The sequence below is a fragment of the Sulfitobacter litoralis genome (assembly GCF_900103185.1).
Lineage (GTDB): Bacteria > Pseudomonadota > Alphaproteobacteria > Rhodobacterales > Rhodobacteraceae > Sulfitobacter > Sulfitobacter litoralis.
This window is the reverse complement of record NZ_FNJD01000001.1, coordinates 134,897-158,564: the sequence shown is the minus strand read 5'-3', so window position 1 is coordinate 158,564 and position 23,668 is coordinate 134,897. Positions and strand designations below refer to the sequence as shown.

Here is a 23,668-nt window from a genome sequence, read left to right as displayed (position 1 = left end):
ATTTAGCGTTGCTGCGCCAAAGTCAAAGCGGGCAGCGGACGAAAAGCCAATTCTTTTTCGAATCCACGTGAACCAACTGGCGGTTTTCCGCGTTTACATGAAAAGGCGCAAGGACATGTGCCTAGTTTGTAGGGATGGACATCATGACGCTTGCGCAATCACGTGACTTTTCTTTGACCCGCACCGCAATGAAAGCAGAGCTTTTGGATGCGGAGACAGAACTGAGGCTCGCATATGCTTGGCGTGACCAGCGTGATGAGCAAGCACTGCATCGGCTGATCACGGCCTACATGCGCTTAGCTATTTCGATGGCGGGTAAATTCAAGCGCTATGGCGCATCGATGAACGATCTTGTTCAAGAGGCCGGACTGGGCCTGATGAAAGCCGCCGACAAGTTTGATCCTGATCGCGGGGTACGCTTTTCCACCTATGCCGTTTGGTGGATCAAGGCGAGCATTCAAGATCACGTCATGCGCAATTGGTCGATGGTCCGTACCGGGTCGACGTCCTCGCAAAAATCCCTGTTTTTCAATATGCGTCGTGTCCAGGCGCGGTTGGAGCGTGAAGCTCAGGCCGCGGGCGAGACATTGGATCGCCACCAGCTGCGGCAGATGATCTCTACCGAGATTGGCGTGCCGATGCATGACGTCGAGATGATGGAAGGCCGCCTGTCGGGATCGGACTTTTCTTTGAATGCGACGCAATCTGCCGAGGACGAGGGCCGCGAATGGATCGATGCGCTGGTCGATGATAGCGCGCAAGCTGCCGAACGGGTCGAGGATAGTCACGACACATTGACGCTGCGCAATTGGTTGTTCTCGGCGATGCAGGCGCTGAACGAACGCGAGCAGTTTATCGTGCGCGAACGCAAATTGCGTGACCAGCCCCGCACATTGGAAAGCCTTGGCGCAGAGCTGAGCCTGTCAAAAGAGCGTGTACGCCAGCTTGAGGCTGCTGCATTTGGTAAGATGCGCAAGACGCTTGAAACGCAATCGTCCGAGGTGCGCCATTTCCTGATGTGATCCGGCGGTCTGTACCGGTAGCACTGGCCTGTCTTCCGCGCCGCATTGCGCAGGAACGGGCTGGCGCAAAATGACCCGCCCCCCTATTGTCTGGCCAAACACCGACGATGGGGGCGATCATGCTGGCTGGCAAACATATTCTGCTTATAATCGGGGGCGGTATTGCCGCCTTCAAATCCCTTGATCTGATCCGCCGTCTGCGTGAGCGCGGTGCTGTTGTCACCCCTGTTTTAACCCGCGCGGGCGAGGAGTTCGTGACACCCTTGTCTGTCTCTGCGCTGGCGGGGCAAAAGCTGTATCGTGACCTATTCGATCTGGGTGACGAGGCAGAGATGGGGCATATCCAGCTGAGCCGCGTCGCTGATCTGGTTGTTGTCGCCCCTGCCACGGCTGATCTGATGGCCAAGATGGCGACGGGTGCAGCGAATGATCTGGCCTCTACCTTATTGTTGGCGACGGATACGCCGGTGTTGGTCGCGCCAGCAATGAATGTGCGCATGTGGGATCACCCTGCAACGCAGCGCAACCTTGCGGTTTTGCGCGGCGATGGCATCAGCGTCGTCGGGCCCAACGACGGTGATATGGCCTGCGGGGAATTCGGCCCGGGCCGTATGTCCGAACCGCTTGAAATAGTTGCGGCAATAGAGGCGAAGCTGGCGGATGGCCCGCTGAAGGGCCGGCGTATTCTGGTGACCTCTGGCCCGACGCATGAACCCATTGATCCTGTGCGCTATATCGCGAACCGGTCGTCAGGGGCGCAGGGCACGGCGATTGCCCGCGCGCTGGCTGCTTTGGGAGCAGATGTGATCTTTGTCACCGGTCCCGCCGATGTGCCCCCCCCCGACGGGGTAGAGGTGATCCGGGTGCAAACGGCACAGCAGATGCAAGAGGCGGTAGAGGCGGCATTGCCCGTCGACGCCGGCGTGTTTGCGGCAGCTGTGGCCGATTGGCGTATGGCTAGCGCCAGCGACCGAAAGTTGAAAAAGTCGAAAGACGGCTTGCCGGTGCTGAGCTTTGCGGAAAATCCTGATATTCTCAAGACTGTCAGCGCAGCAGGCGCACGGCGTCCGCAGCTGGTCGTGGGCTTTGCCGCCGAGACCAATGATGTGGTGGAAAACGCCACCGCCAAACGTTTGCGCAAGGGCTGTGACTGGATTGTCGCCAATGATGTGTCGCCAGCCACGGGGATTATGGGCGGGGCAGAAAACGCCGTGACCCTGATTTCGGACGCGGGTGCCGAAAGCTGGCCGCGCATGGGCAAGGATCAGGTGGCGCAGCAGTTGGCGGCACGCATTGCAGACGCGTTAAGCTAGAGTTTTCTTGCCTTCGGCGAGGATTTTGAACCATTTGGAAAACGTCCGAGCGGGCGTCGCGGAGCGAATGATGGCGGAGATTAAATTCAAACGTGTCAGCGGCAATGATGACCTGCCGCTTCCGGCTTATGCCACGGCGGGGGCTGCGGGGATGGACCTGCGCGCATTCCTGCCGGATGGCCCGTTAACATTTGTCAAAGGGCAGATCAGCCTGATCTCTATAGGGTTTTCGGTGGAGCTGCCCCGCGGGACCGAGATGCAGATCAGGCCGCGGTCCGGTCTTGCGTTAAAGCACGGGTTTTTAATCCCCAACGCGCCAGGGACCGTGGACGAAGACTATCGCGGCGTGGTGATGGTCGGGCTGTACTATGTGGGGGATGCGCCTTTCGTGATGCGGCACGGTGACCGGATCGCCCAGGCCGTTATTGCACAGGTCCAGCAATACGACTGTGTCGAGGTGGACGCCTTGTCGGACACGACACGGGGCGGCGGGGGATTCGGCTCTACGGGGCTGAAATAGGGTCTGATCGCAAAGGGTTGCGCTGTCGCGAAACTTTAACATAGCTGAAATGAATGTGACTTAATGCAGCCGTAGGTTTCCCGAAAAAAGGGGAACCGAATGCTTCAGCTTCAAGCCGTCACGAAAACATTTGGCGCGAATACAGCCGTTCACGCAGCGAGCTTTTCCGTCGACCGTCCGATGATGATCGGCATCATCGGCAGTTCCGGTGCCGGTAAATCGACGCTGCTGCGGATGATGAACTGTCTGACCCCCGCCAGCTCGGGCGAGATACTGGTGAACGGGCGCGACATCACCAAGCTGCGCGGATCAGAGAAGCGTGACTGGCAATCCCACTGCGCAATGATCTTTCAGCAGTTCAATCTGGTGCCCCGGCTGGATGTGGTGTCGAACGTGCTGCACGGCACGTTAAACCGCCGGTCTACACTGTCGACGATGTTCAACATCTTTCCCCAAGACGACATTGTCCACGCCATTGATATCCTTGATCGTCTGGGCATCGCTGAACACGCGCCCAAACGTGCCGAGGCCCTATCGGGCGGGCAGCAGCAACGTGTCGCCATTGCGCGCGCGCTTATGCAGGACCCGACGATTATCCTCGCGGATGAACCCATCGCCTCGCTTGATCCGATGAATGCGCAGCTGGTGATGCAGGCGCTGCGCGACATCCACGAACAGGACGGGCGCATGGTGATCGCGAACCTGCACACGCTGGATACAGCCCGCCGCTATTGCGACCGCGTCATCGGCATGCGGCAGGGGCGGATCGTGTTTGACGGCACGCCTGCGCAGCTGACCACCGGTGTGGCGCGCGACATTTACGGTGCCGATGCCAGCTTTTCCGAAGCAACGACATCGACCCAGATCGAAACGCTTGAGCCCCGCCCCAAGGTGGCGGCGGCGCTATAGCCCTTCGTTTTTTCTATCACCCCTGCCTCCGTTCCTTGGGGGCCTATCTACAAAAGAAGAGAGACGACCGATGAACAAGTTACTTGCTGCTGCTCTGGCGACGACAACCCTTGCGACGGGTGCGGCTGCGCAGGCCGAAGCCATCTCTGAATTCCGTATCGGTATTCTGGGCGGGGAGAACGCCCAAGACCGGATGAATTCTAACGAATGTATGCGCGTCATGACCGAAGATGCATTGGGTGTGCCGACCAAGATTTTCGCCCCTGCCGACTATAACGGCGTTATTCAGGGTCTGCTGGGCGGCACGCTGGACATGGCGTGGCTGGGCGCTTCGGGCTATGCGGCGGTGTATCTGCAAGACCCCGAAGCGGTTGAGCCTGTACTGGTTAAAATGAACCTGGACGGGTCTTATGGCTACCACTCCATCGGGTTTGCCCGCGCCGACAGCGGCATCACCAAGCTCGAAGGCGTCAAGGGCAAGGTCTTTGGCTTTGGCGATCCGAACTCGACCTCAGGCTATCTGATCCCGTCGATCGAGATCCCGCAGATGGGCGAAGGGATCACCATGGAGTCCGGTGGCTACTTTGGGGAGGTCAAATTCACCGGCGGTCACGAGCAGACAATCGTTGCGGTCAACAATGGCGACATCGACGCAGGGGTGACCTGGGCCGACGGTCAGGGCAACTGGGAAGACGGCTATAACTCGGGGGCGCTGCGCAAAGCGGTGGATTCGGGGCTGGTTGATATGAACGATCTGGTGGAAATCTGGCGCTCTAAGCCGATCCCTGAAGGCCCCGTCGTTTTGCGCAGTGATCTGCCGCAGGACGTCAAAGACAAGATGACCACGCTGGTGGACACCCTGTATGAAACCGATCCCGACTGTACCTATGGCGTTGCCGCAGGGGACAGCCTTGGTTTCGATCCGATCACCCATGACGCCTATGTGTCGATCATCGAGGCACGCAAGGCAAAATCGAATTGATTAAAGTAATTTAAGCACTGTCGCTGGCTCCGATCCTCATCGGGGTCAGCATTTTTACGTAAAGGCTTCCCATGACTGCGACATCGCATACCAACCCCGACCGAGCAGGGATTCAGGACAGCTATCTGGCGCTGGCCAGATCGAAGCGCTGGATGAATCTGGTGCTGTTGATCCTTTTTGTGGCACTGCTGGTGGGCGGCTTTAATACCGCGGGCGACCGCAATGCAGGCGGGTTCTGGGACGGGCTGCCGAACGTTCTCGATTTCCCCGCTGACGTGATCGCCGAAGCGATTGAGCGCGGGCACCTTTTACCCGGATATATGGCGAAATACCTGCCTTCGTTGATCGAGACGGTGAATATTGCCGCGGCGTCGACCCTGCTAGGCGCAATGATCGGTCTGTTTCTGTCGCTGATGGTCACGCGCGGGCTTGCCCCTCTGCCGTGGCTGGTCGGTCCCTTGCGCCGCGTGCTGGACCTGTTGCGCGCCGTCCCCGAGATCGTCATCGCGCTGGTGTTGATCTTTATGCTGGGCGGCGGGCCAGTGCCCGCGATGATTGCCATTGCGCTGCATACCATCGGTGCGTTGGGTAAGCTCTTTTCCGAGGTGAATGAAAACGCCTCTCTCAAACCGGTAGAAGGTCTTGCCTCTGTCGGGGCCAGCTGGAGCCAGCGCATGTGGCTGGGGGTAATCCCGCAAGTGGCCCCGAACTACGTCAGCTATGCTCTGCTGCGGTTCGAGATCAACATCCGCGCCTCTGCGATCCTTGGCTTCGTCGGGGCAGGGGGCATCGGCTACGACCTGCGCAACACCATGAGCTGGGGGCAGGGCAAGTTCGACGAGGCTGCCGCCATCTTCCTTTTGCTGTTCCTGACGATTGTGATCGTCGATCAGCTTTCTTCCGTTTTCCGTAACCGTCTGACCCACGGACTGCCGAGTGCAAAGGTGACCCTATGACCGCGACCGCCCTTCACGCCCAGACGATGGTGCACTTCTCGCGCAAGCGGATGACCGCTTTGGCGCTGCCCCTGATTGCGCTGGCCTATTTCGTCTATATCTTCTTTGCCTTTGATATTGCGGGGCTGGGGGATCGGATCAACGTCGGCAACGCCCGCACGCTGGTGTCTGATACCTATAGCTACAAAACCCATGTCACGCAGGACAACCGTGACGGCGCGTTTTCCATCGCAATCGAAGGCGAGCGTAAGGGCGCATATGAAACCGGTACGGCCCCTGACTGGGTTACGCTGGGGGATCGCCCCGTTGCTGATCTGGGGGGCGGGCATATCGTGACCTTCGGCCCGCAAGTGACCTATGACATCCCGGGCTATGGTACCGTGGTGGCCGAACCGGGACAGCGCGGCGTTCAGGCGACATTCCCGCCCGGCGATATCCCCGACTATATCAGCGCATCCAAGAACCGTGTGATGATTAACACGGATGCAGGGCGCCTGACGATCACCCGCAACCGGACCGAGGTGTTCAAGTACAACTACGGCTGGGAGCTGTTCTTTTTCACGCTCGATAGCCCCTATCACGGGCTTGGCCCTGTTGCACTGCTGGGGCGCGCGGTCAGCGGCGAAGCAGGCGCGATTTTCCACGATTTCTGGACCAACCGCATGTGGCGTCATGGCGATGTGGCTTGGGCGTTGTACGAGACGTTGTTGATGGCATTCCTTGGCACGTTTGGCGCAGCGATCATCGCTTTGCCGCTGGGGTTTCTGGCCGCCAAGAACTTTACCCCGCTGCGGTCCTTGCGCTTTGCTGCACGGCGCATGTTCGACTTTCTGCGCGGGGTTGACGGGCTGATCTGGACCATCGTCTTATCGCGGGCCTTTGGGCCGGGGCCGCTGACGGGGGCACTGGCGATCCTGCTGACCGACACGGGGTCCTTCGGCAAGATGTTCTCGGAAGCGCTTGAGAATGTGGACGGCAAACAGATCGAAGGCATCACCTCCACCGGGGCGAAACCGCTGCAACGCTATCGCTTTGGGGTGATCCCGCAAATCGTGCCGGTGCTGCTGAGCCAGATCCTGTATTTCCTTGAATCCAATACGCGGTCCGCGACGATCATCGGGGCGATCACCGGTGGCGGCATCGGTTTGCTGCTGACCCAGGCGATTGCCACCCAGAAGGACTGGGAAGAGGTGACCTACTACATCGTGCTGATCGTGCTGATGGTCATGGCGATGGACAGCTTTTCGGGCTGGCTGCGCCGCAAGCTGATCAATGGCGACGAGGGTGGTCACTGATGCCGCGTCTTACTGCTGACACCCCCTACATGCACCCCGACTGCGAGATCAAAGATGCGACATTCGGAGCCTACACAGAGGCTGGACGCGGGTCGCGTATCGCGCACAGCCAGTTTGGTGACTATAGCTACTGCGACCGCTACGCCGACATTGCCAACACCACCGTGGGCAAGTTTGCAAACATCGCGGCCTATGTGCGGATCGGGGCCACAGACCACCCGATGGAGAAAGCCAGCCTGCATCACTTTCACTACCGTGCAGGCGACTACTTTGACGATGCGACTGACGATGACGCTTGGTTCGCGCACCGTCGTGGGCGGCGCGTCACCCTTGGACACGACACGTGGCTGGGCAACGGCGCACAGGTCCGGCCAGAGGTAACGATCGGCCACGGGGCCGTTGTGGCGGGCGGGGCGATCGTGACCAAGGACGTCGCCCCTTATATGATCGTAGCGGGCATCCCTGCAGTGCCGCTGCGCGCGCGGTTCAGCCCAAGTATCGCCGACCGCATGATGGCACTGGCATGGTGGGACTGGTCCCACGACGCGCTGCACCGCGCGCTTGGGGACTTCCGATCGCTTTCAGCAGAGGCGTTTCTGGAACGGTACGAATAACGCCGGCCGCCTCAGGAATCTGCCAGTGTTAGGGTCACTTTGTCCCCCGCAAACCACGTGCGCCCGTATTCCAGCGGTTGGCCTTGATCATCCACGTTCAGGTTGATCGTGCGTAAGATCGGCGCGCCCTCAGTCACGCGCAGATGCAAGGCTTGGGTGGCGCTGGCGAGCTTGGCATTGATGCGGGTCGAGGCACGGGTGTAGTCCGTCACCCCCCCCAGTCGCAGCGCCGCCGTCACCGATTGCGCCTGTTCAAGATGCGCCAGCATGTCGGGGAAGCGCGCGGCAGAGAAGACGCTGCGAAACAGCGCGATCACCTGATCATCAGCAAAGGAAAGCCCCTCGCAGACCTGCACCTGGGCGTTCTCGGCCAAGGCAAGCGCGCTGCTTTCCTCGGGCCGTGCGGTGCGGGTTTCCAGCGTCAGGAACTCCTTGCCCGGAATGCGCCCCTGTGCGGTGAGGTTTTGGTGAAAACGGACGCGGCGGCCAATGGGGTAATCGGTAGGGGTAGAGGTCACGAACACCCCCGCACCGCGCCGCGGCAGGACCAGCCCCTCGTCGGTCAGCGCCTTTATCGCGTGCCGCACCGTGTGCCGGTTCACCCCGAACCGCGCGGCCAGCGCGCTTTCGGTCGGCAGCTTGTCATCAGGGCCATAGACGCCAGCGCCAATATCACTGCGCAGACTATGGGCGATGGCGGTCCAGATCGGGGTGCGTTCGGGCATGTCACAAATATTTCGCAAAAGGAGGGCTTGGCGCTGGTCCGCGCGGCGGCTATTATTTGTCTAGTTGTATAGACAACTCGAAAAGGTGTCTAGATGAATATGATGAACTCAGAAATCGACCCCAACGCGCCTCGTAAGTCGTGGTTGGGGCTGCTCGCTAAATCCCCCGCAGCCGAGATCGCACGCCTGTGGACCGCCTATGACACCCACCCCGATCACAGTATTTTGCGCGCGCCAGAGATTGGCGGCGTGATGGTGCGCGGGCGGGCAGGAGCCGTGGGTGCCGCGTTTAACCTTGGCGAAATGTCCGTCACCCGCGCCTCGGTCAAACTGGGCTGCGGTACGGTCGGTCACGGCTATGTGCAGGGCCGCAGCAAGGACCACGCGCTGCAGACAGCGCTGATTGACGCACTGATGCAAACCGAAGCAGCGACGCAGGTAGAGGCCGCGATACTTGCCCCCCTGCGCAAGGCGCGTGACACGGCCAAGGCCACCCGCGCGGCCAAGGCGGCGGCGACCAAGGTTGATTTCTTTACAATGGTACGAGGGGAAGACTGATGCAGGCCCATGCTTTGGAGGGCGGCTTTACCAACGCCCCAATCGACGCCGCCCGCGCCTTTCGCGGGCTGATGACCGCCATGGCCCGCCCCGGCACGATTTGTGACGTATCAGGTGCCACCGCGCCCGCGCCGCTTAGCGTGGCAGCAGGTACCGCGATCCTGACGCTGTGTGATCCCGATACGCCGATCTATCTGGGGGCGGCCTGTGATACGCAAGATGTGCGCGACTGGATTACCTTTCAAACCGGCGCGCCTTTTGCGCCTGCCGATAAGGCGATGTTCGCCGTGGGGGGCTGGGATGATCTGCCTCTCGCAAAGTTCGCCATCGGCACCGCAGAATACCCCGATAGGTCAGCAACGCTGATCGTCGAAATGCCCGAGCTGTCCTCCCATGGTGCGACCCTGAGCGGGCCGGGCATCAAGGATACCGCTAGCCTGTCGCTGCCGGACTGCGCTGCTTTTCAAGCGAATGCCATGCTGTTCCCACTGGGGCTGGATTTCATTTTTACTTGCGCAGACCGGCTTGCTGCGCTGCCACGCACGACGAGGGTTCGCTGATGTATGTTGCAGTCAAAGGGGGCGAACGCGCCATCGACCACGCTCATGCGTGGCTGGCCGAGGAACGGCGCGGTGATCGCGATGTGGCGGAACTGGGCGTCGATCAGATCCGCGAACAGATGACGCTGGCCGTCAATCGCGTGATGGCGGAAGGGTCGCTTTATGATCCCGACCTTGCCGCGCTGGCGATCAAACAATCGCGTGGTGATTTGATCGAGGCAATCTTTCTGATCCGGGCCTACCGCACCACGCTACCCCGTTTTGGCGGCTCTAATCCGGTGGACACCGCTGCGATGGCGTGTGACCGCCGTGTCTCGGCCACGTTCAAGGACGCACCGGGCGGGCAGGTTCTGGGGCCGACATTCGACTATACCCACCGTCTGCTGGACTTCAAACTCGCCGCCGATGGCGAGGTCGCAGAGATGCCGCAAACAGAGCCTAATGCAGGTGAAACGCCTCATATCATGGGGTTCCTTGACCGCGAGGATCTGATCCAGTCGGAACCCGCAGGAGCAGAGAAACCTGACGATCTGACCCGCAGCCCGCTGGAGCTTCCGGCCAGCCGTGCCTTGCGATTGCAGGCTCTAACGCGGGGGGATGAGGGGTTTATCCTTGGCATGGCTTACTCCACCCAACGGGGCTACGCACGCAACCACGCCTTTGTGGCAGAGCTGCGCATCGGTGCCGTGGCCGTAGAGATGGACATACCCGAATTGGGCTTTGCCATCGACATCGGCGAAATCACCCTGACCGAATGCGAGACGGTCAATCAGTTCACCGGCTCTAAGACGGAGCCGCCACAGTTCACGCGGGGCTATGGGCTGGTCTTTGGGATGGCTGAACGCAAGGCGATATCAATGGCGCTGGTCGACCGCGCGCTGCGCTGGAAGGAGTTGGGCGAGGATAATCTGGGCGCACCCGCGCAGGACGAGGAATTCGTGCTGTACCACGCCGACAATATTCAGGCGACGGGGTTTCTGGAGCATATCAAACTGCCCCACTACGTCGATTTCCAATCCGAACTGGAGCTGATCCGCAAGCTACGCCGGGAGGCGCAGGCAGGGTCGCAGGCGGGGGAACAAGCCGAAGGGAAGGGCCCCTCCGGGGGGAGTTTAACAGGCAAAATGAAAGAAGGGGTGGCGTCATGAGCGACTATAACTTCGCCTATCTGGACGAGCAGACCAAACGCATGATCCGCCGCGCGATCCTGAAAGGGCTGGCGATCCCGGGCTACCAAGTGCCTTTTGCCAGCCGCGAGATGCCGATGCCTTATGGCTGGGGCACGGGCGGTGTACAGGTGTCGGCGGCGGTATTGACGCCCGAAGACCGGTTCAAGGTGATCGATCAGGGGGCCGATGACACCACCAATGCAGTCTCTATCAGACGGTTTTTCGAGAAAACGGCGGGTGTCGCCGTGACCGAAGCCACCACCGAGGCCAGCGTGATCCAGACCCGTCACCGCATCCCCGAAGCGCCCCTGCGCGAGGACCAGATCCTTGTCTATCAGGTGCCGATCCCCGAACCGCTGCGGTTTCTCGAGCCATCAGAGGTAGAGACCCGCAAGATGCACAGCCTTGAAGAATACGGATTGATGCACGTGAAACTTTACGAGGACATCAGCCAGCATGGTGCGATTGCCACCGCCTATGCTTATCCGGTGAAGGTAGAGGGGCGCTATGTCATGGACCCGTCGCCGATCCCGAAGTTCGACAACCCAAAGCTGGAGATGGCAGGTATCCAGTTGTTCGGCGCGGGCCGTGAACAGCGTATCTATGCGGTGCCGCCCTATACCCATGTCGTCAGTCTGGATTTTGATGACTACCCGTTCGAGCCGACCAAAGCAGATCACGCCTGTGATCTGTGCGGCGCGACAGACAGCTATCTGGACGAGCTTATCATGGATGATGCCGGCGGTCGGATGTTCATGTGTTCGGATACGGATTACTGCGGCACTCGCTGTGCGGCGGGGCATTGTGGCGCCCAGGGCACCCCTTTGGCGGAGGACGCGGCATGACCCCGTTGTTGCAAGTGGAAGGCATCGCCAAGATGTACGGCGCGCGGATCGGGTGCACGGATGTGTCCTTTGATCTTTACCCGGGCGAGGTAATGGGCATCGTCGGGGAAAGCGGGTCGGGGAAGTCGACCTTGCTGAACTGTATGGCGGGGCATTTGCAGCCCGACGCAGGTGCGGTGCGCTTTGACACCCGCACTGAGGGCTTGCGCGATACTGTCACGATGAGCGAGCCCGAACGCCGCATGCTGTCGCGCACTGACTGGGCATTCGTTCATCAACATGCCCGCGACGGGTTGCGCATGAACGTCAGTGCGGGCGGCAATGTCGGCGAACGGCTGATGGCCGTGAACGCACGCCACTACGGAGACATCCGGGACAAGGCGATCGACTGGCTGGGCCGGGTCGAGATCAGCGCCGACCGGATCGACGACCGCCCCACGGCCTTTTCCGGCGGGATGCAGCAACGGCTTCAGATCGCGCGCAATCTGGTGACGGGCCCGCGGTTGGTATTCATGGACGAACCTACCGGCGGTCTGGATGTCAGCGTACAGGCGCGATTGCTGGATCTGCTGCGTGGTCTCGTGCGCGAAATGGGGCTGAGCGCCATCATCGTGACCCACGATCTGGCTGTGGTGCGATTGCTCGCCGACCGGCTGATGGTGATGAAAGACGGCCATGTCATCGAGAGCGGCCTGACCGATCAGGTGCTCGACGATCCGCAGCATGCCTATACGCAGCTTCTTGTTTCCTCTGTCCTACAGGTATGAACCCGATGATTACTGTTGAAAACGTATCGAAATCCTTTGTGCTGCACAATCAGGGGGCTGCCGAAATCTCTGTTATGGCGGGGGCGTCGCTGTCGGTGGCACAGGGGGAATGTATTGCCTTGGTGGGCGCGTCGGGGGCCGGCAAATCGACCCTGATGCGGATGATTTACGGCAATTATCTGACCCAGTCGGGCCGGATTATGGTAGGCGATCTGGATGTCGTAACCGCGGCACCACGCCAGGTGATCCAGCTGCGCCGCACGACGTTGGGCTATGTCAGCCAGTTCCTGCGGGTCGTGCCGCGTGTCTCGACACTGGATGTAGTGGCCGAGCCGCTGATGGCGACCGGATCGGACCGAGCGACGGCCGAGGCGCAGGCAAAAACCCTGTTACACAGACTGAACATCCCCGAACGCCTGTGGCAGCTGAGCCCCACGACCTTCTCTGGCGGGGAGCAGCAGCGCGTGAATATCGCGCGCGGTTTTGCCTATCCCTATCCGGCGCTTTTGCTGGATGAACCTACCGCCAGTCTTGACCCGACAAACCGTGCCACCGTGCTTGCGATGATTGCCGAGGCGAAGGCGCGGGGCGCTGCGATCATTGGTATCTTCCATGACCACGCCGCCCGCGATGAGATATGCGACCGCCAGTTTGATGTGACGCAGTACACGCCGGGGCTGGCCGCATGAGGGGACGGTTTATTGCGGTCGTCGGTCCTTCGGGCGTTGGCAAAGACAGCGTGATGGAAGGTTTGGCTGCGGCAGACCCGTCGCTCGTGCTCGCCCGACGCGTGATCTCGCGTCCCACCGCGCTGGGCGGCGAGGATTTTGACGGCGTGTCGGAACGTGCCTTTCGGAAGGCCGAGCATGACGGCGCGTTTATTCTTAGCTGGCATGCGCACGGGTGGCACTACGGTATCCCGCAGTCTGTGGCACTGGAGGTGGCGCAGGGGCGTGACGTGATGGTGAACCTGTCGCGGGCCGTTTTGCCACAGGCGCAGGCTTTGTTCGCGCGGTTCTGTGTCATCCTGCTGCGCGCGGATCGCGATGTGCTTGCATCCCGTCTGTCTGCGCGAAACCGCGAGGACGCAGACGAGATCGAGCGTCGCTTGGCGCGGGCAGATTTCGCGATGCCGTCGGGTATGCGCCACCAGGTTATCTGTAATAACGGCCCGCTGGCGCAGACCGTTGCCACAATACGCCAGCATCTTTCCCAAACAGCCTGTACGGCTGGCCAATCCAATCAGAAGATAAAGCCATGACCCAAGAGACGATTTTCGCCAATGCCCGTCTGATTCTGCGCGATAGGGTCGAAACCGGCGCGATCCGCATTGCAGATGGGGTGATCACCAATATCGATACCGGCGCCGCCGTGCCAAAGGGCGCGCGGGACATGCAGGGGGATTACATCGCGCCCGGCCTGGTGGAACTGCATACCGATAACCTTGAACGGCACATGTCGCCGCGCCCCAAGGTCGACTGGCCGCACCGCGCCGCGATCCTCGCCCATGACCGAGAGCTCGCCGGGACCGGGATCACCACGGTGTTTGATGCGATCCGCGTGGGGTCGATGATTTCGGCCGAGCATCAGTATCAGAAATACGCGCGCGGCATGGTTGATACCATTCTGGCCATGCGCGATGCCCGCGCCTTGCGGATCAGCCACCACATCCACCTGCGCGCCGAGATTTGTTCGGAAACGCTGGCCGAAGAGCTGGCAGAGTTCGGCCCCGAGGATCGCGTGGGCATTGTGTCTATGATGGACCACACCCCTGGTCAGCGCCAGTTTCGGGACCTGTCGAAATTCGAGGCCTACGTGCGCGGCAAACACAGCTTTGACGCAGCCGCGTTCCAGCGCCATGTCGCGTATCTTTACGACGTGCAAAAGCAGTACGGCAAAGCCCATGAGGCCGCGACGGTTGCGGCTGCCGCCCGCTATGGCGCGGCACTGGCCAGTCATGACGACACCACGGCAGAGCAAGTCGATACCAGTCACGACTACGGGGTACGGCTGGCCGAATTTCCCACCACCGTAGAGGCCGCCAACCGCTGCCACGCCAACGGGATCGCGACGATTATGGGCGCGCCGAATGTCATTCGCGGGGGGTCCCATTCCGGCAATGTCGCAGCGCTCGATCTGGCCAAGGCAGACCGGCTTGATATTCTTTCGTCGGATTATGTGCCCGCGGGGCTGTTGATCGCGGCGCTCCAATTGGGCGATCTTTGGGGCGATCTGTCGCGTGGTCTGTCGACGGTGACCCGCGCTCCGGCACATCGTGCGGGCTTGATGGATCGCGGGACGCTTGAAGTCGGGGCACGTGGCGATGTGATCCGGTTCGCGCGACTCGACGGGTTGCCGATCCTGCACGAAACATGGGTCGAGGGGGCGCGTGTCTTTTAACCTGATGCAGCGGTGCGACGCTTGCCGCTCTGCGGGCCTGCCCGTTTACGTTTTGGGTTGGTGTCGGCGGAAAAATGCTTAGGTTGCCGCTTTAGGGTCTGAATACCCGAAAAACAAAGCGGGGGCCTTATGCGCCAATCACATACGCAACCAAAACTGCGCGCCTCAGACGGGGCCGCCTGATGCTGCTGGTTTTGGGACTGGCCGCGCTGATCTGGGGCGCGGGGGCCGCGTTTGGCCAGCCACGCGAACGACGGGTCGTGATGTTGGGCATGGTGTTTGGTCTGGTGATCGGCTTGAACCTGTTGCTGCCGGCGACGCATCCCTTGCGTGTCGCGACGGGGGGTACGGCGGCGCCTTGGCTACTGCTGACCGGATTTTTGCTACTGATCTTTGGCTATGGCTGGGGGCTGAACCGCTTGCGTGCGCGGGCCGAACCCGCAAACGACACCAAACCCGCCGCGCAAACCGGCACGTTTTCAGAGACCGAGCTGAACCGCTATGCCCGTCATATCGTGCTGCGCGAAGTCGGCGGATCGGGTCAAAAGGCGCTCAAGCAAGCGCGGGTTCTGGTCATCGGGGCAGGTGGGCTTGGGGCGCCGGTGCTGCAATATCTGACGGCTGCCGGTGTCGGGACCATCGGCGTGATCGATGACGACATCGTTGAAAACGCTAACCTACAACGGCAGGTGATCCATAAGGACAGCGCCATCGGCACCCCCAAGGTCTTTTCAGCCCAAGCCGAGATGGAGGCACAGAACCCCTTTGTCACCGTGCGCCCCTACCATCGCCGCCTGACCGACGACATCGCGGCAGAGCTTTTCGCCGACTACGATCTGGTGCTGGACGGCACCGACAATTTCGACACCCGCTATCTGGTGAACCGCACCTGCGTCGCCGCAAGGCTGCCGTTGATTTCGGGCGCACTGTCGCAATGGGAAGGGCAGCTCAGCATCTTTGACCCTTCAAAGGGTGCGCCCTGCTACCAATGCATCTTCCCGCAGGCCCCTGCGGCACATCTGGCCCCCAGCTGTGCGCAGGCTGGTGTAATTGGCCCGCTGCCCGGTGTGATCGGTGCGATGATGGCGTCCGAGGCTATCAAGCTTATCACCGGTGCCGGTGCGCCGCTGCGCGGTCAAATGCTGATGTATGACGCGCTTTATGGCGAGAACCGCGTGATCGGTGTCTCCAAGCGCGACGACTGCCCGATCTGTGGCGACGCGGGCGAATAGACGACCCGTCATGGGGGTTCCGCGCGCGGCTATTGCGATTGTATTGCCCTGCTGCAGTGCATAGCTTGACCCGTAAAGGAGACCGCCATGACAAACCCGTTGCTACATGATTGGGACACCCCGTTCGAGATTGCCCCCTTCGACCAGATCTCCGACGATGATTTCGCCCCTGCGCTGGACGAGGCGCTGCAGACGCACCGCATGGAAATCGAAGCCATCGCCGCGTGCGAATACGAGCCGACATTCTCAAACACGATCGAGGCGCTCGAGGAAGCAGGCAGCCAGCTTGACCGCGTGTTGGGCGTGTTCTTCACCGTCGCAGGGGCCGATAGCAACCCCGTGCGCGAAGACCTGCAACGCAAATTCTCGCCGCTGCTGTCGGCGCATTTCTCTGACATCTCAAGCAACAAGGCGCTGTTCGCGCGGGTCGCATCGGTCTGGGAAAACCGCGACAGCTTTGACCTGACGCCAGAGCAGGCACGGGTGCTGATGCTGACCCACCGCGGCTTTGTCCGCGCAGGCGCGGCGTTGGACGGGACGGCGGATGCGCGGATGAAAGAGATCAAGAACCGGCTTGCCGTGCTGGGGACACAGTTTACCCAGAACCTGTTGGCCGATGAACGCAGTTGGTTCATGCCGCTGGAAGAATCCGATCTGGAGGGGCTGCCCGACTTCGTCATCGATGCCGCCCGCGCTGCTGGCGAAGAAAAAGAGGCGGGCGCGCCGGTCATTACCCTCTCGCGGTCTTTGATCACGCCGTTTCTGCAATTCTCGCCGCGTCGCGATCTGCGCGAAAAGGCGTTTCTGGCGTGGCAGGCGCGTGGGGCCAACGGCAATGAGACCGATAACCGCGGCATCGCTGCTGAAACCCTTGCGCTGCGCGAGGAACGGGCCAAGCTGCTGGGCTATGACAACTTTGCCGCCTACAAGCTGGAAACAGAGATGGCGAAAACGCCAAAGGCCGTGCGCCAGCTGCTGATGGATGTCTGGGCACCGGCCAAAGCACAGGCAGAGGCGGACGCCGAGGTGCTGACCCGCATGATGCACGACGATGGCGTAAACGGCGATCTGGCCCCGTGGGACTGGCGCTACTATGCGCAAAAACGGCGGGTGGCGGAACATGATCTCGATGAAGCCGCGTTGAAACCGTATTTCCAGTTGGACCGGATGATCGACGCGGCCTTCGACTGCGCCACACGGCTCTTTTCTCTCGAATTCAAACCCCTCGACGTGCCGCTCTATCACCCCGATTGTCGCGCGTGGGAAGTGACCCGCAACGGCGAACATGTGGCGGTGTTCATCGGTGACTATTTTGCGCGCGGGTCAAAACGGTCTGGCGCGTGGTGCAGCGCCATGCGGTCTCAGGCTAAATTCCCCGAGGTGCAGTCGCCGGTGGTGATGAACGTGTGCAACTTTGCCAAAGCATCGCCTGCGCTGCTGTCCTACGACGACGCCCGCACGCTCTTCCATGAATTCGGCCATGCGCTGCACCAGATGCTGTCGGACGTGACCTATGAATCCGTTAGCGGTACATCGGTCGCCCGTGATTTCGTCGAACTGCCAAGCCAGCTGTTCGAGCATTGGCTGGAGGTGCCCGAGGTCCTGAGCCAGTACGCCACACACGCCAAGACAGGCGAACCGATGCCGGCAGAAATGCTTGCAAAGGTTTTGGGGGCTGCAAACTTTGATATGGGGTTTTCCACGGTCGAATATGTCGCCTCTGCGCTGGTGGATCTTGAATTCCACGATGGCGCGGCACCCGCTGACCCCCTGGCGAAACAGGCACAGGTTCTGGCCGATCTGGGGATGCCCGACGCGATCACCATGCGCCACGCCACGCCGCAGTTTGCCCATGTCTTTTCAGGCGATGGCTATTCCAGCGGCTATTACAGTTATATGTGGTCCGAGGTGATGGACGCAGACGCCTTTGCCGCCTTTGAAGAAGCCGGCGGCGCCTTTGATCCCGGCCGCGCGGCGGCACTAGAGCAACACATCCTGTCGACCGGCGGCAGTCAGGATGCGGCGGAGCTGTACAAGGCGTTCCGCGGCAGATTGCCGGGGGTAGAGGCTTTGTTGAAAGGGCGCGGTCTGACAGCGGGCTGAGCGCCCGCAGCTGACCTGCCTTCGGCGAGAGTTTAAGAGGCAAAATGAAGGGGCGCAGGGCTGCAGCTTCATTTTGCCAAATAAACTCAAATCCCGCCCTCGATACGGGGCGGCTCAGTAGCCTTTGGCGCGGTCCACCAGATGCAAAAAAGGCTCTTGGGATTCGCCGCGGCGGATGTTTTCCACGACGGCCTGTGCTGCTGTGTTGGCGCGGGTTTCAGCGGCGATATGGGGGGTAACAGTGACTTTGGGGTGCGCCCAATAGGGGTGCTCGGAAGGCAGCGGTTCGATGCGGAACACATCCAGCGTGGCATGGGCGATCTGGTCGGTATCCAACGCAGCCAGCAGCGCGTCGTCATCGATCAACGCCCCACGGCCTGGGTTTATAATAAACGCGCCCTTGGGCATCTGCGCTAGGGTTTCGGCGTTCAGCGTGTTCTCGGTATCAGGGGTGTTGGGCAGCAGCAGGACCGCGATCTCGGCGCTGTGTAGGGCATCTCTTAGCCCGTCGTCCCCATGCAGACAGGTCACGCCTGAAATCTCTTTGGGGCTGCGCGACCAGCCGGTGACGTTGAAACCCAGAGACACCAATGTCTCGGCCACAGCCGCGCCTAAGGCACCAAGGCCCAGAATGGTGATCTGACGTTCCTGTGCCAGCGGCGGGGTGCGCGGGGTCCAATCGGTGTCCGTCTTGCGAATGTCCGTGTCTAGCCCCAGATGGTAGCGCATCACATGGCCCGTGACCCATTCAACCATGCCCTTGGTCAGGCCCGGATCCACCATCCGCGCCAGCGGGATATGCAGCGTGTCATTGTTGGTGATATTTTCTACCCCCGCCCAGAGGTTTAGCACCGCCTTGGCCCGCGTGTAGGGAGTGAAATCCTGTAGCGTGCTATTGGGTGCATAGACGATGTAGTCCACGTCCTGCGGGGTGATATCCGTTGATAGGTGAGCCGTGATCCCCGCGGCATCAAGCGCTTGACGCAGGGGGGCTTCATACGTCACCCAACGTTCGGGGCGGGCGGCGAAAAGGACGTTCAGGGACATAGGTTTCCTATCTGGGGCGGTGGACATGCGCCGATTGTACAAGGCCAAAGGCCAGCAGCAACACCAGCATTGCCGACCCGCCGTAGCTGACCAGCGGCAGCGGCACACCGACAACGGGTGCCAGCCCCATCACCATCGACATGTTCACCGCAAAGAACAAAAAGAAGTTCAGCGCGATACCAAGGGTTAGCAGCGACGAAAAACGGTCCTTGTTGATCAGCGCCGCAGCGACGCAGAAGACGATGATCAGCGCATAGAGACCCAGCAGGGAGAACCCGCCGACAAAGCCGAATTCCTCGGCCAGCGTGGTAAAGATAAAGTCTGTGTGTTTTTCGGGCAGGAAGTTCAGGCGCGACTGGGTGCCTTGCATGAACCCGCGACCGGTCCACCCGCCAGAGCCGAGCGCGATCTTGGATTGGGTGATGTGATAGCCCGCGCCCAACGGGTCGGTGCTGGGGTCGATAAAGGTATCAATCCGCCGGAACTGGTAGTCCTTGATCAGTTGCCACGGGGTGCCGCGGGACTGGAACACCGCCGACACCAGCCCCACCGCGCCTGCGATAACGACCGCGAAATAGCCCCAGTGCACCCCTGCAAGAAACATCAGCCCGCCGCCGGCGGCCATCAACAGGATCGCGGTGCCCAGATCGGGCTGCTTGAGCACCAGCGCTGTGGGGATCAAGATCATCAGGACCGGCAGTAACACCCACAGCGGCCGCGAGGTCTTCTTGGGCGGGAGCCAGTCATAATAGGCCGCCAGCATCATCACGAGCGTGATCTTCATCAGTTCTGACGGTTGCAGGCGGAACGATCCGAGCTCGATCCAGCGCTGCGCACCCATGCCGACCGCGCCGAAAAGTTCGACCCCGATCAGCAGGATCACCGTGCCGAAATAGGCCACGCCCGCAAGGTTCCGCCAAAGCCAGATCGGCACCATACCGGCGGCAATCATCAGCGCGATGCCGAGCGCAAAGCGTTTCATTTGCGGTTCAGCCCAAGGATTAAAACTGCCCCCTGCGACCGAATACAACATTAAGAACCCCACCCCCGAAACAGCAGCCAGCAGGATGGTCAGCGGCCAGTTCAGATGCAGGATCTTGGCAAAGCCTGTGGGGACATGTTTGACCGTATATTCAAGGTAGCTCATGCTTGGTCTTTCCCGCTGAAATCCGCTTGGGGCTGGATCGCGCGCAGGGCTTTTTGCTGCTCGGCGATGCGGCCACGGTCGGCGGTGGGGTAGGCGTCCAGCGGGGGCTCTCCGCCATAGATCGCTTGCAGCATGACGTCGCGGGCGATGGGGGCGGCTGCGGTCGATCCGCCGCCACCGTGTTCCACCAGCACCGATACTGCATAGCGCGGCTTGTCAAAGGGGGCGAAGGCGACGAACAGCGCATGGTCACGGCGTTCCCAAGGCAGGTCTTCGTTGCGGCTGACCCCGCGCGCGCGTTCGGCGGCGGTGATGTTGCGCACCTGACTGGTGCCGCTTTTACCCGCCATGCGCACCCCGTCGGCGATGACCCGCGACCGGTAGCCTGTACCGCGCCGGTCGTTGACCACCGAATACATGCCTTTGCGGACCTGACGCATGTTGTTTTCATTCATGCCCAAGGGCTCGCCCGCACCGCTGGCTTGTTCGACGCCGTCGATCGATTTGATCAGCCGCGGGACCACGGCGCGGTTGGTCGCGAGCCGCGCCGTCATCACCGCCAGTTGCAGTGGCGAGCTGAGCGTGAAGCCCTGCCCGATAGAGGCATTCACCGTATCCCCGATCACCCATGAATCGCCACGCGCGCTTTGTTTCCATGCTTTCGTCGGGGCCAGACCTGCCGCAACAGAGGACAGTGGCAGGTCATGTTTCCATCCCAGCCCAAAGCGGTTTGCCATGGCCGAGATTTTCTCGATCCCGACTTTCATCGCCAGATCATAGTAATAGACGTCGCAGGATTGCTTGAGCGAGTTTTCAAGGTCGATCCAGCCGTGCCCTGCGCGTTTCCAGCAGTGGAACCGGCGTCCGCCCACTTCGAGGTGCCCTGGGCAGTATGTGGTTTCCTCGGGGCCGACGATGCCGTCTTCAAGTGCGGCCATGGCGACGACCATCTTGTAGGTCGATCCGGGCGGATAGGTGCCCTGCACAGTCTTGTTCACCAGCGGGCGGTAGATGGATTGCAGCAGCGGGTTGTAATCGGCCGACGAAATCCCCCCGATAAAGAGGTTCGGATCATAGCTGGGCGACGATGCGTTTGCGACCAGATCGCCGTTGTCACAATCCATGATCACCACCGCAGCGCTTTCGTCACCCAGTCGGGCCTGTACGAAGTTCTGCAAATTGGAATCGATGGTCAGCTGAATATCAGCACCGGACTGCCCTTCGCGGCGGGCCAGTTCGCGCATCACGCGGCCGGTGGCGTTGACTTCGACCTGTTTGGTACCGGCAGAACCCCGCAAAAGGGATTCTTGGCGGGCCTCTACGTTGATCTTGCCGATCTGGAACCGCGGGATACGCAGAACTGCATCAGGGTTTTCCAGCGCGTCCAGATCGGCTTGGCTGACGCGGCCCACCCGGCCAACGATATGGGCAAAATCCGATCCGCGCGGATAGACACGGGTCAGGCCGACTTCGGGGCTGACACCGGGCAGGGCGGGGGCGTTCACTGATACGCGGCTGACCTCGTCCCAGCTGACATCGTCGGCGACAGTGACGGGCAGGAACGGGGCAGAGCGCTTGATCTCGGCCATTGCGCGTGCGCGTACTTCGGGGTCAAGGTCGATCACTTCTCCCAGACGTTGCATCACCGCGTCGACATCATCGGCGTCTTCGCGCACGATCACGATACGGTAGGACGGCACGTTCTGCGCCAGCCGCACCCCGTTGCGGTCGAAAATTTCGCCACGCGCCGGCGGAATCAGCCGGATGTTGATCCGGTTCTCTTCGGCCAGCAGGCGAAACTGATCGGCCTGATCGACCTGTAAGTAGTTCATCCGAGCCGCCAGCCCGCCCATGAACAACAGCTGTGCGCCGCCCAGCAATACAGCACGGCGGCTCAGCTTTGAGTGGCTGGCGTCGCTATCGGCTCTGCTGCGTCTCATTCTGCTCTCCTCATGAGCGACCGCCCATACTGTCCAGATCACCGGGGGCGGATTTGCGCACGCCCATCAACGCATGGGTCACGAACACCACAGCCGGATAGGTCAGGATCGTCATGCCCAGCTCGAGCAGGCTAAGCGACCATTGGGGCGGCGGGACCAGCAGCAAAGATAACACGATCCGGTTCAGTATCAAAATGCCGATCAGCCACAGCGACACCGCCAGCCATTCGGCGCCGAAGGTGCTGTCGCGCAGGGTACGTCCGCGGGTCTTCATGTTTTCGCATGCCAGCAGCGCGAGCAGCGCCCATAGGCCCGGGGGCCGTTGCAGCAGCAGATCGGTCATCAGAAACGCAACAGCCAGTAGCACCGCAGGCACATAGTCGGGCCGCCGCACAGACCACGCCAGCGCAAAGGCGATCAACAGATCGGGGGCAATCCAGATGCGGTCGCTGCCTTGATCCAGCAACGCGCGCAGCCGCGCCTCTGCGGGGTCGATGGTCGCGAGGGGGGGGGACAGGTCAGGCGCGAACAATGCGATCGGCTGGGTATCAAGCGGCAGCAGATGGAAAAACAGCAGCACCAGCGCCAACAGCAGAAACGCCGCGCGCATCAGCCATAACCGCAGGGTCGACAGATCATCCATCATTCAGTCTCGGGTGCGATTGGCAAAGGCGCGATCAGGCGGGGCCCGTCTTCGCGAATGACCGCCGCGTCTTCGTTTACCTTTTCAGACCCGTGGTGGCGCAGCACGCGTAGGAACTCCAGCCGCTCAAAGTCAGCCGCGAGCCGCACGCGCAGCCGCCCTCCCGGGTCAGCGGCAACCTGACCGATCAAGATGCCGGCGGGAAAGACACCACCGTCGCCCGAACTGCTGACGCGATCACCGGGGCGCACCAAATCAGGGTTTTCAAGGAAATCAATCGGCGGTGCGGCTGAATTGTCGCCCGCGATAATCGCCCGTTGCCCCGACGGCTGAATTACGGCTGGTATCCGGCTTGAGGTGTCGGTCACAAGTATCACGCGCGCGGTATTTTCCCCCACACCAGAGATACGGCCCACAAGCCCGATGCCGTCCACGGTCGCCCAACCATCGACGATGCCATCCCGCGCACCGACGTTCAGCAACACCGATTGCCGGAAGGGCGAGCCCGAGTCTGCCTGTACCACGCCGGTAATATGGGTCAGGCGCGGGTCCAGGCGGACCTTGTTCAGGTCCAGCAGGCGCGCGTTTTCCTGTTCAAGCTGCAAGGCGGCTTCTTTCCAGGTCTGCATCTTGCGCAGCTCGGAACGCAGTTCCTGGTTCTGAACGGTCAGCCGTTGATAGCTTTGGAAGTCGCGAAACAGGTTTACGGTACCGGTAACCGGTGCCATGGCCCATTCCAGATTAGGGACAAAGCGATCGGTGATCTGGGCGCGAAACCGCTCCACACGAGGGCTGTCGATCCGCCACAGCAGAAAGATACCAGCCAGCACCAGCACGATCACGGCCAGCAACAAGCGGCGCAACGGGCGCCCAAAATCGTTCGAAGAGGATCGGTCGATGGCCATGCGTTATACGTTTCCT

General features: G+C 61.1%; 24 protein-coding genes. 18 read left to right on the top strand and 6 right to left on the bottom strand.

All coding sequences use genetic code 11. The annotated features are described in order from the left end of the window. The first annotated feature begins 134 nt into the window (after positions 1-134). The 8 genes from BLQ98_RS00785 (at position 135) to BLQ98_RS00750 (ending at position 7,611) form a co-directional block, all read left to right on the top strand. Positions 135-1,022 carry an RNA polymerase factor sigma-32 gene (locus BLQ98_RS00785; protein WP_410468930.1) on the top strand — a complete coding sequence of 296 codons (888 nt, stop codon included), beginning with the start codon at positions 135-137 and terminating at the stop codon, positions 1,020-1,022. Positions 1,023-1,141: 119 nt separating this feature from the next. Then, positions 1,142-2,335, top strand: a complete 1,194-nt coding sequence (gene coaBC, locus BLQ98_RS00780) for a bifunctional phosphopantothenoylcysteine decarboxylase/phosphopantothenate--cysteine ligase CoaBC (protein WP_093731636.1) — start codon at positions 1,142-1,144, stop codon at positions 2,333-2,335. A 70-nt stretch (positions 2,336-2,405) separates the two neighbouring features. Next, complete coding sequence (dut, locus tag BLQ98_RS00775) at positions 2,406-2,855, top strand: dUTP diphosphatase (RefSeq protein ID WP_208595999.1); 450 nt, start codon at positions 2,406-2,408, stop codon at positions 2,853-2,855. 99 nt (positions 2,856-2,954) lie between these two features. Then, a complete protein-coding gene (phnC, locus tag BLQ98_RS00770) occupies positions 2,955-3,764 on the top strand; it encodes a phosphonate ABC transporter ATP-binding protein (RefSeq protein WP_093731452.1) in 810 nt (269 codons plus the stop codon). Positions 3,765-3,834: 70 nt separating this feature from the next. Then, positions 3,835-4,746, top strand: a complete 912-nt coding sequence (phnD, locus tag BLQ98_RS00765) for a phosphonate ABC transporter substrate-binding protein (RefSeq protein ID WP_093731451.1) — start codon at positions 3,835-3,837, stop codon at positions 4,744-4,746. A 71-nt stretch (positions 4,747-4,817) separates the two neighbouring features. Beyond that, entirely contained in the window at positions 4,818-5,702 is an 885-nt protein-coding gene (gene phnE, locus BLQ98_RS00760; RefSeq protein WP_093731450.1) for a phosphonate ABC transporter, permease protein PhnE, read from the top strand. Beyond that, positions 5,699-6,997: a phosphonate ABC transporter, permease protein PhnE gene (gene phnE / locus BLQ98_RS00755; protein ID WP_093731449.1), complete on the top strand. Its 1,299-nt coding sequence runs from the start codon at positions 5,699-5,701 to the stop codon at positions 6,995-6,997. The genes phnE (BLQ98_RS00760) and phnE (BLQ98_RS00755) overlap by 4 nt, the downstream gene beginning before the upstream one ends. Further along, the gene (locus BLQ98_RS00750; protein ID WP_093731448.1) at positions 6,997-7,611 is read left to right on the top strand and encodes an LbetaH domain-containing protein; all 615 of its coding nucleotides are present in this window, start codon (positions 6,997-6,999) and stop codon (positions 7,609-7,611) included. Before phnE (BLQ98_RS00755) ends, BLQ98_RS00750 begins: the two co-directional genes overlap by 1 nt. A gap of 11 nt (positions 7,612-7,622) precedes the next feature. Here BLQ98_RS00750 and phnF read toward each other — a convergent pair whose 3' ends face one another. Then, positions 7,623-8,336 carry a phosphonate metabolism transcriptional regulator PhnF gene (gene phnF, locus BLQ98_RS00745; RefSeq protein ID WP_093731447.1) on the bottom strand — a complete coding sequence of 238 codons (714 nt, stop codon included), beginning with the start codon at positions 8,334-8,336 and terminating at the stop codon, positions 7,623-7,625. Positions 8,337-8,438: 102 nt separating this feature from the next. On the opposite strand from phnF, the gene phnG reads away from it, so the two are divergent. The 10 genes from phnG to BLQ98_RS00695 all read left to right on the top strand — a co-directional run bounded on the left by phnG (position 8,439) and on the right by BLQ98_RS00695 (position 17,970). Then, positions 8,439-8,894 (top strand): phosphonate C-P lyase system protein PhnG, encoded by a 456-nt coding sequence (phnG, locus tag BLQ98_RS00740; RefSeq protein ID WP_418896411.1) that lies wholly within the window; start codon positions 8,439-8,441, stop codon positions 8,892-8,894. After that, positions 8,894-9,454, top strand: coding sequence for a phosphonate C-P lyase system protein PhnH (gene phnH / locus BLQ98_RS00735; RefSeq protein WP_093731445.1), 561 nt, complete (start codon positions 8,894-8,896; stop codon positions 9,452-9,454). Before phnG ends, phnH begins: the two co-directional genes overlap by 1 nt. Next, positions 9,454-10,602, top strand: coding sequence for a carbon-phosphorus lyase complex subunit (locus tag BLQ98_RS00730; RefSeq protein ID WP_093731444.1), 1,149 nt, complete (start codon positions 9,454-9,456; stop codon positions 10,600-10,602). Before phnH ends, BLQ98_RS00730 begins: the two co-directional genes overlap by 1 nt. Next, the gene (locus BLQ98_RS00725) at positions 10,599-11,468 is read left to right on the top strand and encodes an alpha-D-ribose 1-methylphosphonate 5-phosphate C-P-lyase PhnJ (protein WP_093731443.1); all 870 of its coding nucleotides are present in this window, start codon (positions 10,599-10,601) and stop codon (positions 11,466-11,468) included. Before BLQ98_RS00730 ends, BLQ98_RS00725 begins: the two co-directional genes overlap by 4 nt. Beyond that, positions 11,465-12,235, top strand: a complete 771-nt coding sequence (gene phnK / locus BLQ98_RS00720) for a phosphonate C-P lyase system protein PhnK (RefSeq protein WP_093731442.1) — start codon at positions 11,465-11,467, stop codon at positions 12,233-12,235. The genes BLQ98_RS00725 and phnK overlap by 4 nt, the downstream gene beginning before the upstream one ends. Positions 12,236-12,240: 5 nt before the next feature. Continuing rightward, positions 12,241-12,924: a phosphonate C-P lyase system protein PhnL gene (gene phnL / locus BLQ98_RS00715; protein WP_093731635.1), complete on the top strand. Its 684-nt coding sequence runs from the start codon at positions 12,241-12,243 to the stop codon at positions 12,922-12,924. Next, on the top strand, positions 12,921-13,496 hold the full coding sequence (gene phnN / locus BLQ98_RS00710; protein ID WP_093731441.1) for a phosphonate metabolism protein/1,5-bisphosphokinase (PRPP-forming) PhnN: 576 nt from the start codon (positions 12,921-12,923) through the stop codon (positions 13,494-13,496). Before phnL ends, phnN begins: the two co-directional genes overlap by 4 nt. Beyond that, the gene (locus BLQ98_RS00705; RefSeq protein WP_093731440.1) at positions 13,493-14,635 is read left to right on the top strand and encodes an alpha-D-ribose 1-methylphosphonate 5-triphosphate diphosphatase; all 1,143 of its coding nucleotides are present in this window, start codon (positions 13,493-13,495) and stop codon (positions 14,633-14,635) included. The genes phnN and BLQ98_RS00705 overlap by 4 nt, the downstream gene beginning before the upstream one ends. A gap of 182 nt (positions 14,636-14,817) precedes the next feature. Further along, on the top strand, positions 14,818-15,867 hold the full coding sequence (locus BLQ98_RS00700) for a HesA/MoeB/ThiF family protein (protein ID WP_093731439.1): 1,050 nt from the start codon (positions 14,818-14,820) through the stop codon (positions 15,865-15,867). Between the two features lie 87 nt (positions 15,868-15,954). Then, positions 15,955-17,970, top strand: coding sequence for a M3 family metallopeptidase (locus BLQ98_RS00695; RefSeq protein WP_093731438.1), 2,016 nt, complete (start codon positions 15,955-15,957; stop codon positions 17,968-17,970). A gap of 114 nt (positions 17,971-18,084) precedes the next feature. Here BLQ98_RS00695 and BLQ98_RS00690 read toward each other — a convergent pair whose 3' ends face one another. From BLQ98_RS00690 to mreC, 5 genes are read right to left on the bottom strand one after another with little or no spacing between them, the layout of a single operon-like run. Next, positions 18,085-19,017: a 2-hydroxyacid dehydrogenase gene (locus BLQ98_RS00690; protein WP_093731437.1), complete on the bottom strand. Its 933-nt coding sequence runs from the start codon at positions 19,015-19,017 to the stop codon at positions 18,085-18,087. 7 nt (positions 19,018-19,024) lie between these two features. Next, positions 19,025-20,164: a rod shape-determining protein RodA gene (gene rodA, locus BLQ98_RS00685; protein WP_093731436.1), complete on the bottom strand. Its 1,140-nt coding sequence runs from the start codon at positions 20,162-20,164 to the stop codon at positions 19,025-19,027. Beyond that, positions 20,161-22,104 carry a penicillin-binding protein 2 gene (gene mrdA / locus BLQ98_RS00680; protein WP_093731435.1) on the bottom strand — a complete coding sequence of 648 codons (1,944 nt, stop codon included), beginning with the start codon at positions 22,102-22,104 and terminating at the stop codon, positions 20,161-20,163. Before mrdA ends, rodA begins: the two co-directional genes overlap by 4 nt. 10 nt (positions 22,105-22,114) lie before the next feature. Further along, positions 22,115-22,750: a rod shape-determining protein MreD gene (locus tag BLQ98_RS00675; RefSeq protein ID WP_093731434.1), complete on the bottom strand. Its 636-nt coding sequence runs from the start codon at positions 22,748-22,750 to the stop codon at positions 22,115-22,117. Next, positions 22,747-23,652, bottom strand: a complete 906-nt coding sequence (mreC, locus tag BLQ98_RS00670) for a rod shape-determining protein MreC (protein ID WP_093731433.1) — start codon at positions 23,650-23,652, stop codon at positions 22,747-22,749. Before mreC ends, BLQ98_RS00675 begins: the two co-directional genes overlap by 4 nt. Positions 23,653-23,668: the final 16 nt, after the last annotated feature.

Coding starts and splice junctions, on each gene's coding strand:
- BLQ98_RS00785 (WP_410468930.1), top strand. CDS start 135: ATGGACATCATGACGCTTGCGCAATCACGTGACTTTTCTTTGACCCGC.
- coaBC (WP_093731636.1), top strand. CDS start 1,142: ATGCTGGCTGGCAAACATATTCTGCTTATAATCGGGGGCGGTATTGCC.
- dut (WP_208595999.1), top strand. CDS start 2,406: ATGGCGGAGATTAAATTCAAACGTGTCAGCGGCAATGATGACCTGCCG.
- phnC (WP_093731452.1), top strand. CDS start 2,955: ATGCTTCAGCTTCAAGCCGTCACGAAAACATTTGGCGCGAATACAGCC.
- phnD (WP_093731451.1), top strand. CDS start 3,835: ATGAACAAGTTACTTGCTGCTGCTCTGGCGACGACAACCCTTGCGACG.
- phnE (WP_093731450.1), top strand. CDS start 4,818: ATGACTGCGACATCGCATACCAACCCCGACCGAGCAGGGATTCAGGAC.
- phnE (WP_093731449.1), top strand. CDS start 5,699: ATGACCGCGACCGCCCTTCACGCCCAGACGATGGTGCACTTCTCGCGC.
- BLQ98_RS00750 (WP_093731448.1), top strand. CDS start 6,997: ATGCCGCGTCTTACTGCTGACACCCCCTACATGCACCCCGACTGCGAG.
- phnF (WP_093731447.1), bottom strand. CDS start 8,336: ATGCCCGAACGCACCCCGATCTGGACCGCCATCGCCCATAGTCTGCGC.
- phnG (WP_418896411.1), top strand. CDS start 8,439: ATGAACTCAGAAATCGACCCCAACGCGCCTCGTAAGTCGTGGTTGGGG.
- phnH (WP_093731445.1), top strand. CDS start 8,894: ATGCAGGCCCATGCTTTGGAGGGCGGCTTTACCAACGCCCCAATCGAC.
- BLQ98_RS00730 (WP_093731444.1), top strand. CDS start 9,454: ATGTATGTTGCAGTCAAAGGGGGCGAACGCGCCATCGACCACGCTCAT.
- BLQ98_RS00725 (WP_093731443.1), top strand. CDS start 10,599: ATGAGCGACTATAACTTCGCCTATCTGGACGAGCAGACCAAACGCATG.
- phnK (WP_093731442.1), top strand. CDS start 11,465: ATGACCCCGTTGTTGCAAGTGGAAGGCATCGCCAAGATGTACGGCGCG.
- phnL (WP_093731635.1), top strand. CDS start 12,241: ATGATTACTGTTGAAAACGTATCGAAATCCTTTGTGCTGCACAATCAG.
- phnN (WP_093731441.1), top strand. CDS start 12,921: ATGAGGGGACGGTTTATTGCGGTCGTCGGTCCTTCGGGCGTTGGCAAA.
- BLQ98_RS00705 (WP_093731440.1), top strand. CDS start 13,493: ATGACCCAAGAGACGATTTTCGCCAATGCCCGTCTGATTCTGCGCGAT.
- BLQ98_RS00700 (WP_093731439.1), top strand. CDS start 14,818: ATGCTGCTGGTTTTGGGACTGGCCGCGCTGATCTGGGGCGCGGGGGCC.
- BLQ98_RS00695 (WP_093731438.1), top strand. CDS start 15,955: ATGACAAACCCGTTGCTACATGATTGGGACACCCCGTTCGAGATTGCC.
- BLQ98_RS00690 (WP_093731437.1), bottom strand. CDS start 19,017: ATGTCCCTGAACGTCCTTTTCGCCGCCCGCCCCGAACGTTGGGTGACG.
- rodA (WP_093731436.1), bottom strand. CDS start 20,164: ATGAGCTACCTTGAATATACGGTCAAACATGTCCCCACAGGCTTTGCC.
- mrdA (WP_093731435.1), bottom strand. CDS start 22,104: ATGAGACGCAGCAGAGCCGATAGCGACGCCAGCCACTCAAAGCTGAGC.
- BLQ98_RS00675 (WP_093731434.1), bottom strand. CDS start 22,750: ATGATGGATGATCTGTCGACCCTGCGGTTATGGCTGATGCGCGCGGCG.
- mreC (WP_093731433.1), bottom strand. CDS start 23,652: ATGGCCATCGACCGATCCTCTTCGAACGATTTTGGGCGCCCGTTGCGC.